11 protein-coding genes and 1 tRNA gene are annotated in these 12,435 nt (G+C 35.1%); 1 reads left to right on the forward strand and 11 read right to left on the reverse strand.

The features are described 5' to 3' along the window. Positions 1 to 75 precede the first annotated feature (75 nt). The 4 genes from ACYT32_RS11800 to rbsD all read right to left on the reverse strand — a co-directional run bounded on the left by ACYT32_RS11800 (position 76) and on the right by rbsD (position 3,118). Positions 76 to 1,275 carry an MFS transporter gene (locus ACYT32_RS11800; RefSeq protein ID WP_395266371.1) on the reverse strand — a complete coding sequence of 400 codons (1,200 nt, stop codon included), beginning with the start codon at positions 1,273 to 1,275 and terminating at the stop codon, positions 76 to 78. Between the two features lie 141 nt (positions 1,276 to 1,416). Beyond that, positions 1,417 to 1,617: a cold-shock protein gene (locus tag ACYT32_RS11805; RefSeq protein WP_010020786.1), complete on the reverse strand. Its 201-nt coding sequence runs from the start codon at positions 1,615 to 1,617 to the stop codon at positions 1,417 to 1,419. A gap of 186 nt (positions 1,618 to 1,803) precedes the next feature. Next, entirely contained in the window at positions 1,804 to 2,712 is a 909-nt protein-coding gene (gene rbsK / locus ACYT32_RS11810) for a ribokinase (RefSeq protein ID WP_395266369.1), read from the reverse strand. 10 nt (positions 2,713 to 2,722) lie between these two features. Next, entirely contained in the window at positions 2,723 to 3,118 is a 396-nt protein-coding gene (gene rbsD / locus ACYT32_RS11815) for a D-ribose pyranase (protein WP_395266367.1), read from the reverse strand. Between the two features lie 170 nt (positions 3,119 to 3,288). On the opposite strand from rbsD, the gene ACYT32_RS11820 reads away from it, so the two are divergent. Then, positions 3,289 to 4,692, forward strand: coding sequence for a hypothetical protein (locus ACYT32_RS11820; protein ID WP_395266365.1), 1,404 nt, complete (start codon positions 3,289 to 3,291; stop codon positions 4,690 to 4,692). Between the two features lie 367 nt (positions 4,693 to 5,059). Here the strand turns inward: ACYT32_RS11820 and ACYT32_RS11825 are convergent, their stop codons facing one another. From ACYT32_RS11825 to ACYT32_RS11855, 7 genes are all read right to left on the reverse strand, one after another. Next, positions 5,060 to 5,587, reverse strand: a complete 528-nt coding sequence (locus ACYT32_RS11825; protein ID WP_395266363.1) for an SLAP domain-containing protein — start codon at positions 5,585 to 5,587, stop codon at positions 5,060 to 5,062. Positions 5,588 to 5,946: 359 nt separating this feature from the next. After that, positions 5,947 to 6,444 carry an SLAP domain-containing protein gene (locus ACYT32_RS11830; RefSeq protein WP_395266361.1) on the reverse strand — a complete coding sequence of 166 codons (498 nt, stop codon included), beginning with the start codon at positions 6,442 to 6,444 and terminating at the stop codon, positions 5,947 to 5,949. A gap of 139 nt (positions 6,445 to 6,583) precedes the next feature. Continuing rightward, positions 6,584 to 7,429 (reverse strand): helix-turn-helix domain-containing protein, encoded by an 846-nt coding sequence (locus tag ACYT32_RS11835; protein WP_395266397.1) that lies wholly within the window; start codon positions 7,427 to 7,429, stop codon positions 6,584 to 6,586. A gap of 203 nt (positions 7,430 to 7,632) precedes the next feature. Further along, positions 7,633 to 7,718, reverse strand: a tRNA-Leu gene (locus tag ACYT32_RS11840). Between the two features lie 809 nt (positions 7,719 to 8,527). After that, positions 8,528 to 8,650, reverse strand: coding sequence for a hypothetical protein (locus ACYT32_RS11845; RefSeq protein WP_395266360.1), 123 nt, complete (start codon positions 8,648 to 8,650; stop codon positions 8,528 to 8,530). A gap of 239 nt (positions 8,651 to 8,889) precedes the next feature. Beyond that, the gene (locus ACYT32_RS11850; protein WP_461793470.1) at positions 8,890 to 12,207 is read right to left on the reverse strand and encodes a MucBP domain-containing protein; all 3,318 of its coding nucleotides are present in this window, start codon (positions 12,205 to 12,207) and stop codon (positions 8,890 to 8,892) included. A gap of 37 nt (positions 12,208 to 12,244) precedes the next feature. After that, a partial coding sequence (locus ACYT32_RS11855) for a hypothetical protein (protein ID WP_395265768.1) occupies positions 12,245 to 12,435 on the reverse strand: 191 nt, incomplete at its 5' end.

Below are 12,435 nucleotides of genomic sequence, written 5' to 3' on the forward strand. Positions count from 1 at the left end.
TATTAATTTTTATTATAGACGATATACTTGAATTTTTCGTGATATAAAAAAGAATTTAAACAATTGCTTAAGTTATCAAAAATTTAACTTAAGTTGAGCTTTTTTAGCGTAATAGATCCACGTTACTAGCGCTAAAAGTTCTAAGGATGCAGAGAATAAGAAGATGCTCTTATAACCAAAAACTGTGGCGACCTGAGCGGCTATCATTGGCCCCAAAACATTGCCAAATGACTGTGCCGATTGATTATAACTGAAAATCCGTCCAAAAATTTGTTTCGGTACATTTTGTACAGTTAGAACTTGTATGGATGGAATCAAAGCCGCATCGGAAATCCCTAATATGAACCGCAGACAAATCAATTCCCAAATATTTTGAACCAAACTGCTTAAAGCTAGGCAAATAATTGCCAAGAACAAAAAAATCAACATGCTCCTTAAACTCCCCAGCCAATCGATCAAACGACCAATCAATCCGGCCATGAAAATCGTAGCTAAACCTGGAGCCGCAGATACTATTCCTGTCATGAGAATCACGTTTTGAGCGTTAGAATCCATCTCCTTGACCAATAAACTGAGCATAGGTGTAATTGCATTAGTAGTTGCTTGAATGGCCAGTAGCGACCAAAATAAGGCAATAAAGAACGGCCAGCCAATTACTTTCATCAGCGGTAAGGCTGGTGGTAATTGTTTGGGAGAAATGGGTTGAAAATCTTCTTTGACACCTAACCAAGTTGTAAAAAAGACTAATGCCATCAAACTACTAGTTAAAAAGAAAGCTCCTCGATAGCCCACAGAAGTCGCCAAAAATCCTCCCAGCAAAGGCCCCACCAAAGTTCCGGTAATACTGCCAGTCACTAATTTGCTCATTACCCGACCTCGAATGTCCGTTGGTGCAGAGACCGACATTAAGGCATTAGCATTGTTGATATAACCGGAAAACACTCCTTGTAAAGCTCGAAAGAAGAGCAAGAACCAAACATTCGGCGATAGGCCAATCATAAAGATAGTTATTGTCATCACGCCTGAGGCTCGCAAGCACATCAACTTTCTCCCTTTGATGTCAGCTAGACGACCCCACAGAGGCGAAACTAAAGCCTTGCTGAAATATGTCAAAGAAAAGGCCGCTGCTCCTAACAGATTCAACTCTGCTTTATTGAAATGTCCCAAAGTATTGATATAAAGGACAATAAAAGGCAATGTCATTGCATTGCCCATATCTGTTATTAAACTGCCGAACCACAGGATCCGAAAATTTCTTCGCCAATTTATTTGCATTCGCTTTCTCCAAACTCACTCAATAACAATTGATTTTAAACTATCAACGTATATTTCTTGTAAAGTTTAGGTAAAGATTTATTTGTAGGGACTAAAAAAAGCTAACCCTTTCGGATTAGCTTTTTGCTCAAAGTTTATTAATTAGTCCTTAACAACGTTTGAAGCTTGTGGGCCACGATCTGAATCTTCGATATCGAATGTTACAGCTTGACCTTCTTCAAGTGTCTTGTAACCGTCACCTTGGATTGCTGAGAAGTGAACAAATACGTCACTACCATCTTCGCGTGTAATAAAACCATAGCCTTTTTCTGCGTTAAACCATTTAACTGTTCCGTGTTCCATCAGACTATTCCTCCTGATAAATAAAAATTTTTTGTGCATTATTTCGTGGTACTTCATGGAAGAAAGTCTAAAATACGAAACATTCAAACCATTCGAACCATTCACCATTCAAAAATACAACTATTATATTACCATGCTTGGGCAATTAATTCAATCTACTTAGCGTAAAGTTTCTTTTACAAATACTTAAATCTCAACATCTCTCACATGAGGGATAGAATTTTGAGCACCTTTTGTTTGCACTGTAATTGAAGATGCTTTACTTGCAAATTTCATTGCCTCTTCAACGTTACTCAAATCTTCATTTAGTTTTGAAGCCAGATAACCAATAAAAGTATCTCCAGCAGCGGTTGTATCAACTGTTTGAACTTTATAAGCTTTAACAAAACCAGTCTTTTTATTCATTGAATAGAAAGACCCATTTGAGCCAACAGTAATTATTACATTCTTTACTCCCATCGTGTGCAACTTATTTGCTGCTGCAACCATGGAAGGTTCGTCTGTAACTTTAATACCGGTAATAGCTTCAGCTTCTGTTTCATTAGGTACGATGATATCGGTCAACTGCAACAATTCTTCAGGGATGTCCTTTTTAGCAGGAGCCGGATTCAAAATTGTCAAAACATTATTTTCTTTGGCAATCTTGAAAGCTTCCGTTGAAGCAGCAAGTGGAGTTTCAAACTCTGTGATCAAGCAATCAGCATCAGCAATCGAAGCACTAGCAGCCTTAACATCATCAGTCGTAATTGCTTGATTAGCACCACCATAAATCAAAATACTATTTTGACCATTTTCATCCAATAAGATATAAGCTTGACCCGTTCCAGCTTTTTGATCCCGTGTAACATGTTCGATATTCAAGCCGTCTTCTTTAAACGTATCCAACATAAAATCAGCGGCATTATCCTGACCGATCTTAGCAATAAAGGATGTTTCAGCTCCGGCACGTACTGCGGCAATTGCTTGATTAGCACCTTTTCCACCGCCAGCATTAGAACGTTCATGCATAGCCATCGTCTCACCTGGTAATGGCAAGCGGGTAATATTTAAAATCGTATCAACATTGATTGAACCTAAAACAACAATTTTTTTCATAAAAAATCCTCTAAAAAACAACTCCACTTTCAAGTAAAATATTTGAGTAAGGTGTTTCCTCACCCGTTCTAATAAATGCTTTAGTATCGTTTAAATCTTTTTTCATTTCCTCGTGAGGAATAAATTCAATCGGTGTATCTCCAACAGCTTTTTTAACTGCAGCCAATTGTTTAGGGTTTTGTACCTTAATTTCTTCAGCCAGATAAACCTTTTGAACTTGTAGTTCACTCAAGACATTTTCCAACACTTGAATAAAACTTGGTAAGCCAGCTTCCACTGCCAAATCAATTTTTTCTGTCTTGCTTGGTACTGGCATTCCAGCATCACCAATTCCCAAAGTATCAAAATGACCCATTTGGGCAATCACACGTGAAATGTCTGAGTTAATGACCCGCGTTTTTTTCATGAAATCCTCACCTTTTTCTGTAATCGTTTACAGTGATTATACTAACATTCACTATTATCTATGTAAATATTTTATCAATTTCATATATTTAGTGGCAAGATAAGATTTTTCATTGCTTGAAAAGACAGATAATTATATCCTATTAAAGAATACAAAAATGAGGTTTTCAAATGAGAAGAACAACAAAGCTTAGTTTTTATTTTATTATTTTTATAATTTTCGGTCTGATCGGCTTGTGGATGCCACTACTAGGTGACGATCTGCACTGGGGTACTTATTTCGGTAGCAATTACTTTCCTCAAGGAATTTTTCTAAAATATGATGGCCGCTACTTAGGTGATCTTTTAGTTATTGCCATCACCAAAATCAAACCGCTAGCATTTTTAGGTTATGGAACATTTATGACCTTGATTGTTTTCTTGATTCAAAAGATTCGTGATCAAATCAAACCAACTAAATCGATTGGGTTATTATCTTCCGCTTTAGCTGGACTCTTTATCTTATTGATGCCCAAAATTATTTTTCAACAAATTCTAGGTTGGCATGCTGGGTTCGCAAACTATGTCCCATCAGTCGTTTATCCACTATTTGTTCTCTATCTGGTACTTAAAAATTACGATAATCAAGACGTTGAATATTACCGAACTAGTATTTACTTAATATTCTTTGCCTCGATCTTTGCTCAGTTCTTTGCTGAACATGTCACCGTTTTAAATGTTTTCAATGGCATTTTGATATTATTATTCTTGCGTAACCATTTCAGTGATAAATTTAAAAAAATCATGAGTTTAGCTCTAATCGGTAACTTTATCGGTGCCGTCCTAATGTTTATCAATGGTGCTTATATCAAAATATTATTTGGTAGAGACTCCTATCGATCATTAAAGGGCTCCTCATCATCAGATACCATGTTTAATTATATGCGCTTGATGTTCACACCTAAGCATTTGATTATCCTAGGCATTGCCATCATAATCTTTACCATAATCGTCGTAATTTATTCGCTAAAAATAGACAATCCTAAATTGAAATTAGCTAATTTTGCTTTATTACTTTCTGGTTATGTCGTTATTGCTCCATTTATCGTTGTATCTCCATTCGGTTCAAGATGTATGTTTGCCACTTATATGTTCTTTGGCACGATTGCGATAATTAATATCGATATTCTACTGGACTCTTATCAAAAATATCTCCTACCCGTCTTGGCATTGGTATTATTAGGCGTGGGATTAAGATTTGACGCACTAGCTCATAATTATGGAAAGACTTTTGATATGCAGGTTCAATATTCAACTTACCAAAATAACGTCAAGCGTAACACTCAATATTTCTTACAATATAAAGATACTAAATATATCTGGTTGACCGCTCCTATTCAAAGCGATAACAACTTTGCTGAGCTATATGTAGCCAACAAAGATCGCAATATGGTTCCAATTAACTACTACGATTGGAGCGACGCTTTACGAAAAATACAAGGTAAAAAATTTGCAACTCACGATGCTTACATGAAGGCTTTTGATAAACAAATCTTAGAAAAGGTTAAGTTGATTAAAGCTAAGGAAAGTAAGTAAATCCTATGAAGTCAGTCATTTCAACGCTTAAATGACTGGCTTTTTTCTTTTTTTAAATCCTTTATTCATAGTGTATGTAAGCGTCCTATTATGATTCCAGCGGTTTAGCTGTATAAAAAAAACTATGGATTTTTAACATCCATAGTTTTTATTCCACATTAGGAAAACACTTTTTACAAAATGTGAATCAAATTTTGTTTTAAACGGGAGTACACTATTAACTGTATTAAAGAAAGACCTCATATATATTAAATAGATTTTTAAGTACATTTGGCAGTGTACATAAAAGTTGATATATACAAGAGATATCGGCGGTCGGCATACCAAGGATATCTACTAGTAATTCACACACAAGATTAAAAGTTAATTAGACAGTAGCACTAAATGATTGTTCCACAACATCGTACATGGCAACGTACTCATCTGGAGCAACTCGTACAAAAGGTACACCGTTGGAGTAATTGATGACAGTATCAGTAGCCCATTTGCTGTCTGGGGATAGCTGAACATCACTTCTCTCAACTAAATTATGATCATACACACTTACATTTTTATCAGAACCGTCGAGTGACTGTACTTTTATAGTCATTCGACGGTTTTTGTATTTGAATCCATCCTTAGCACTTAAATAACCGTTAGTCGAAACTTGATAAAAGTCAGTTCCATTAACATTTTGTGTTTTGGCAACTTTCCAAGTTGAATTCTTATCTAAAGCAACATTGGTTTTATTACCGTTTTGATCGTAAAGCTGAGCTTCATCAGAACTTACTTCGGCAAAAACTCCAGCCTTAGTAACAGACTCTGCTGATACATTAGTTACAGAACTAGCGGCAGTGGCAACTGCACTTCCAGTTCCTAAAAGAGCACAAACAAGGAGCAAAATAGATTTTTTCATAACAAATAACCTCTATATATATTTTTTTTGGCAAAAAATCCCGGCAGCTATTTTTTGGCATAAAAATAGCGTACACAAAAGCTGATTCTTACATACAAGAATTTTTAATAATTCACACATTTGCTTATATTTCTAACTCTGGCATTTTATAAGCACCCTTATATTACCGAGATTCTGCGTAAATTTCAACAGTAATTTGAAAAAAATGATTAATTAATTATGTGAATCTTTACATATTAATTATCTCAAAAACGCTCAAAATACTATGAACATTGGCGCTATCTACTTTTGTAAACCTTTTCCTTAAATCATAAAAGAGGCGCAATTTTTTTAATTGCCCCTCTTAAAAACTAGTATTATTATTCTGTAAATGATTGTTGAATCACATTCCACATTCCTACGTATTCATCAGGAGCCACCCGAACAAATGGCATGCCCTCTGATGTAGTAATCACAGTATCTGAGTACCAGTATGTACCTGGAGCCAAAGCAACCTTGTCACTTTCAACGAAGTTGTGATCATAAACTGGCACATCTTCATCAGTTTCGACTCTGATCACTTCTGGTCTATTACGGTAAATAAAACTATCGCTTGAACTTAAATATTCGTTCGTAGCGATTTGGTAAAAGTCTTGACCATTAATGGTTGCTGTCCTCCCAAGGTACCAACAACTGTTAAGTGGTTCGGATTCACCTGTCGCATGTCCTGCCGCATCATAGATTTTGGCGGGATTTGCACTAACATCAACAAAGTATCCGCTAGTTACGGACTTAGCCTCGACACTTTGGATAGGTACTAATGAAAGCCCAACGCCCAGTAGAATAGTTAAAATCACTACTAAAAATCGTCTTTTCATTTAAAATACTTCCTTAGTCTCCTTAGACTGTGTCAAGTATATCATGTTTAAACATGTTTTATGATTTGTCAGCTTATTAAAAATATCACAACAAAAAAACGTCGTTATTTTTATATAACGGCGTTTTTTCTAGTAAAATTTATTTTTTCATCTCGGCGAGTAATAAATCATTCTGATTGAACTTAGCCAAGTAAAGTGCCAAGTTGTAATAATCATTGTAATCTTCTGTGCGGTCTTGATCATTTTTAATTGCGACCGATAACTGATAGTTCAAGTCGTCTAAGAAATAAGAAACATGCTTTCTTTGCGCAAAATTTAAGCCGCATTGACTGAACTCGTAAGACCTCTGATACGACTTCATATCATTGTATGCTTTGGCTAAAGTCTTGCAAATGAAGAGAATCTCCAGATCACTAGCATTTGAGATCCGTGAGTCCTCATCAATTGAATTATCAATCATTTCAAAATAATACTGAGCACGATCGTAATGCTTTTGAGCAACATAGTCTAAGCCCTTGAACAAGTATGCAAGGAAAGTATAGACGTCATCTTTAGATGACTTGGTATATTGCAAAACCTTATCCAAAGTAAACAGTGAGGCGTCAAAATTATGATTCTTGTAAGCCAACATGCCATTGATCAATTCATATTGTTTCATGTCATTATTATTGAGTTTACCTTCTAACAATGACAATCGATCCTGAACATCAATGTTTCTTTGAAGTAAAATATCTTGTTCGATTGCATCTAGAATACTATCCTGTTTGGCAGAAGAATTACTTGAAAAATCACTGAACACATCATTCAATGTTAAATCCAATTTCAAACAAATCTTGATCAAGATATTCACTGTTGGTGCAATATTATGCTTCTCAATTTTACTGATCGTATTTTGAGTACAAATGTCGTTAGCTAACTCAATTTGAGTTAAATTCATTTCTCGTCTTTTATTATAGATAATTGATCCAAGAAACAATGGCAACACACTCCCATCTATCGTTATGATATTTATCAATAATACTATACCACCAGATTAAAAGATATATTCCAATAACATTAACAATTAATTCAAAAAGAAAATATTTTTCAATAATACTTGCAGATGCACAAAAATCATTGTTATAGATGACGGAATTTTCCCGAAACAAAAAAAAGCAGCTAGACAAAAATGTCTAACTACTCTAGTGATGCGGGTAAGAAGATTCGAACTTCCACGGAGATAATTCTCCACAAGATCCTTAGTCTTGCGCGTCTGCCAATTCCGCCATACCCGCATGCACGTTCTACTATACACAAAAATATAAATAATTTCAAGCTAATTTTTGGGTATCATGGAGATATTTTAATTTTCCATGGCAACCCCACAAACATACTAGTGAGATAGTACAGACTCCAAAGCAAAAACAACTTTGTGATCAATACTATCATCATTGAAACGTTAGATACTTAACAACAATCTCTACTTACTATCATCATTTTCATCTGAGTTTTTCTCTGTCACTTATATCAGTCAAATTCTTATTGGCAATCTGCTTGAAAGTTCTCTTATCTTTAATGTGGTATTTCTAAGCTATTCTATCCATTATGTAAGAGTCTTTATATCACTTGGTTTACTAATTGTGTTCTTTGCATTGATCGATTATCCGATTTTAAATTATATTATTGCACACGGGCCGTTGTAATATGTTAAATCATTTTGATTAACCATCATAATAAACCTCTTCAGCTTTCTTAAAACTCTTTCAATCAACTGAAAATAATTATACTTAAAAGCTCTTGTAATGATTGTTACGTAAACTATCAAGTGCCTTAAGTAAAATATTAGCTATCGATTTAACCACACCTTATATAGAAGCATTTCACACCACAAAGAATTTTTATATCATTCACGATGCTTTTAAAATTTTATCAAACAAAAAGGAACTAACCTTAGGTCAGTTCCCTTTATCTGGATCATTTATTGTAGTCAGCTTATTCAAAACACAACCAAGACTTGTTCAATAGTTTACATTCAAAATTCAGTATCATTGTACTTTTTAACATAATCCTTTTTATATTCTCAAAGAATTAATGTGTCCTTAAATTAGCTTCGACTGTGTGATTTTCTAAACTCTGCTAAAGAAATACCCTTAAAGTTGTCTTCTTCATCGGTGAGTTCTTTTATCAATTTAGGTTCTGCTTTTAATTTAATATCTTCATTTTCCAAACCCATTGCCTCCGTAGTCATTTTAAGATTATTTTGTAAATAATAACTAACCTGTAACAAAGTACCCTTAGTATATCAAATTAACTACACTCTACTTACAATTATTTCAACTTACCGCAGATATCAGACTAATAAGAAGAAAGTCACAACGGAAAAGAGATTCTTTTATAAAGAAAAAGAGCTGACCTTACGGTCAACCCTTCTTCTAATAATCATCTACTTAACGTTAATTTGTTGGATTATTTAATCCATGTTGTTAAACCTTGATCTGTGTATGTTGAAACTGGTTCGTCCATTTCCATCAAACATAGACCCCAACCTACAGCGTTACCCTTACCATCATAGACTAACATACCTGTGGCTTTACCACTAGCACCTACTGAGTCCCAAATTGAACCTTCTAGTGGGTCTGGATTATCAAATCCTGCATTCAAAAAGTTTAAATAATCATTCTTTGTTTTAAAGATATGGTCTGATACATAGTAGTTAGTACCTAAGTTATAGCCACTGTTCTTGACAAATTGGTCTTTAATTTGGTCTGTAGTTAAACCAAATGTGTCAGCCGTTGTGGTATTAAATCTGCTTGTATCCCAATTGGCTGTCGTGGCTTTTCCACCAAAGTCTTGAATACCTACAAACATACCATTTTCAAGTTGTTGTACACCTACACCAATGTCAGTCATACCTTTGTCTAACATAGTAGCATTATGTTCTGGTGATTCCTTCCATTGATTAACCAAGTTTTGAGCTACTTCATCAGCAGTTGAACCATTTGTGACAGCCAAATTTTCTGCCATATTAGTTGAACCGTATTGTTTCAAGTTTGCTTGAGTTTGAGCCATAAACTCATCATGGTTAGCGGAGTTGATGTCACCACTGGCGTCAACGTGTCCCTTTTCAGTGAGGGAACGTGCTACAGCTCCTGCGGTTAAATTACTATCAACATTTAGTTCTGATAAACTGTTAGCAGTTCTGTAATTATTTACTAATGAGATAACCTTATTTGCAACAGCAGATGTATCAACTGTTTGTACAGGTGCATCTTCTGTATATGTAAAGTTGATTACATTATTATCCTTAGCAACCTCCAATGATTTAGATGATTGGTCTACTGTATAACCTTTGATAGCTGGTGCTGTTTCGGTTACAGTTGAACCAACAACTTGGTCAGTTAAAGTCTTAGCAGATTGTAATACATTGCCGTCAGCATCTAAATAATTTACTGTTACATTAGCCTTTGAAACAACTGGTGCATTCTTTGTGTATTTGAATGTTAGAGTTTCGTCACCAGTTACTGAATCGATTGTTTGAGTAGCGTTTCCACTCAAAGTATAATCAGTAACATCTTTAGCTTTAACTGTGTATGACTTACCATTGTCAACCTTTTCAGAAATTGAATCAGCTACGGCATTGCCGTCAGCGTCTACAAATTTTGTTGTAATTGTTGATTGTTGGATAGGTTCAGCATTCTTAGTGTACTTAAAGTTAATTACATTACTATCAGCTTTTACTGTAATTGACTGACTAGCATCACCATCTAGGGTATAACCTTTGATTTCAGGTGCATCAGCTTTATAAGTTGAATCTACATCAGCTGTATCAGTTTTAGCAGTTTTTAGTACATTACCATCTGTGTCAAGATAATTAATAGTAATAGTTGCTGTCTTAGGTGCAACAGCATTCTTTGTGTATGTGAATGTTACAGTTGAACCTTCTTTGGCTACATTTACATTCTTAGTAGCTTCAGTTGCTGTATAACCTTCGATTGTTGGGGCAGATACTTCTACATCTTTACCAACTTCTTGGTCTTTTAGTACGGTATCTTGTACGCCTTCAATAGCTTTGCCATTTTCGTCAACTGCCTTGATTGTTACATCTGTCTTATCAGTTTCAGGATCAGTTGGCGTTGTAGCGTTTTTTGTATATGTGAACGTTACAGTTGAACCATCTTTAGCTACATTTACATTCTTAGTAGCTTCAGTTGCTGTATAACCTTCGATTACTGGGGCAGATACTTCTACATCTTTACCAACTTCTTGGTCTTTTAGTACGGTATCTTGTACGCCTTCAATAGCTTTGCCATTTTCGTCAACTGCCTTGATTGTTACATCTGTCTTATCAGTTTCAGGATCAGTTGGCGTTGTAGCGTTTTTTGTATATGTGAACGTTACAGTTGAACCATCTTTAGCTACATTTACATTCTTAGTAGCTTCAGTTGCTGTATAACCTTCGATTACTGGGGCAGATACTTCTACATCTTTACCAACTTCTTGGTCTTTTAGTACGGTATCTTGTACGCCTTCAATAGCTTTGCCATTTTCGTCAACTGCCTTGATTGTTACATCTGTCTTATCAGTTTCAGGGTCTGTTGGTGTTGTAGTACTATCTTCTTTTGAATATACAAAATTAATAGTATTTCCTTCCTTAGCCGTCTTTACAGTTTGAATCAAACTACCTTGTAATTTATATCCATCTATATATGCGGCAGGTGTTGAAAAATCAATGCCAACTTTTACAGGAAAAGTTTCTGATTTAGCTAGTTGATTATCCTTCTCATCAACATAATTAACAGTTACAGATGATGTATCTACAACATTTGTCGCATCGTCCTGAGTATAAGGGATGTTGAACGCTTCACCATCAAATTGTACTAGATATGATCTGTCCTCTTCTCCTGGAACAACTGTATAACCATCTAGTTTTGGTGCAATGAGTGTAACTCTTGAGCCAATCTTAACTTGTCTTATTTCTGTCTTGATGACCCAAGCGTCATTTGTAGTTGTCGAACGCTTAATATAGTTAATAGTAATATTACCCATCTCATCAGGCTCAGCTGGCGTCGTAGTTGAGCCACCATTATTATGATGATTAGTATTGCCTGAATTATTAGTATTTGTCGATGGTATTTCGGCGTCAGGAGAATTCTTGATGTAAGTCTTATCTGAACGAGAACTCTCCGAAATCAATGTTGCCTCTGAGCCTTTAACCCATTCGTTAGTAGCTACACGATAATAAGCAGTACCATTTACTACAACTTTTTGGTCTGTCTTCCAATCAGTATTTTTAGCCAAGGCACGATTTACAACCAGTTTGGAACCATTTAATGGATTGGAGTACAATTCAGCATATTGACCATTCCCATTGGCGACGTGAACAATACCATTCAAAGATTGCTTAGATGTTTCATCAGCTAAGTCCATCTGATCAACATTAGCGTATTCGTTACCACCAACTAGCAAATAAGTTTCACCATCAATACCTTTGACAGCCTTAGCAGTCTTCCATTTAGTACCATTTTCAAGGCCACGATTTGCTTTATGCATGTCATTACTTGTAACGCTGTTATAAAGTTGAACATAACTACTTGTTGTTGAATTAGCAGTTGCTACATTATTTACAGCCGATGCATCAACAGTCTTTGTTGATAGTACTGATGCACTAAATAGTGTAATAAATGTCAAACCAACTGCGAGCCACCCCTTCTTTGAGTGAACTAACTTCACACGATATGTCTTATCTTCTAATGCTTTAGCTAAACGTTTCTTCTTAAAATCCATCTTCTTTTTACCCTTCGCTCAAATGTTTAGTTTATTTTTATAATCTCCAAATATAACAGGCAAATATCATGACTGTTGAACCAATTAAAATCACAAAATCTAAGTTCACTTTTAAAACTTCAAAAAAGAGAAAAATAGTCAAACAAAATAAGATCAAAAAAATATTTACATAAATGAATCCTAGTAACATTTCATGCTTACTTTGAAAATCTATTTTCTCTTCTTCGT

The organism is Companilactobacillus sp. FL22-3, from assembly GCF_054881455.1.

Excerpts from the sequence above, each read along its gene's own strand:
- ACYT32_RS11800 (WP_395266371.1), bottom strand. The coding sequence starts at position 1,275 with ATGCAAATAAATTGGCGAAGAAATTTTCGGATCCTGTGGTTCGGCAGT.
- ACYT32_RS11805 (WP_010020786.1), bottom strand. The coding sequence starts at position 1,617 with ATGGAACACGGAACAGTTAAATGGTTTAACGCAGAAAAAGGCTATGGT.
- rbsK (WP_395266369.1), bottom strand. The coding sequence starts at position 2,712 with ATGAAAAAAATTGTTGTTTTAGGTTCAATCAATGTTGATACGATTTTA.
- rbsD (WP_395266367.1), bottom strand. The coding sequence starts at position 3,118 with ATGAAAAAAACGCGGGTCATTAACTCAGACATTTCACGTGTGATTGCC.
- ACYT32_RS11820 (WP_395266365.1), top strand. The coding sequence starts at position 3,289 with ATGAGAAGAACAACAAAGCTTAGTTTTTATTTTATTATTTTTATAATT.
- ACYT32_RS11825 (WP_395266363.1), bottom strand. The coding sequence starts at position 5,587 with ATGAAAAAATCTATTTTGCTCCTTGTTTGTGCTCTTTTAGGAACTGGA.
- ACYT32_RS11830 (WP_395266361.1), bottom strand. The coding sequence starts at position 6,444 with ATGAAAAGACGATTTTTAGTAGTGATTTTAACTATTCTACTGGGCGTT.
- ACYT32_RS11850 (WP_461793470.1), bottom strand. The coding sequence starts at position 12,207 with ATGGATTTTAAGAAGAAACGTTTAGCTAAAGCATTAGAAGATAAGACA.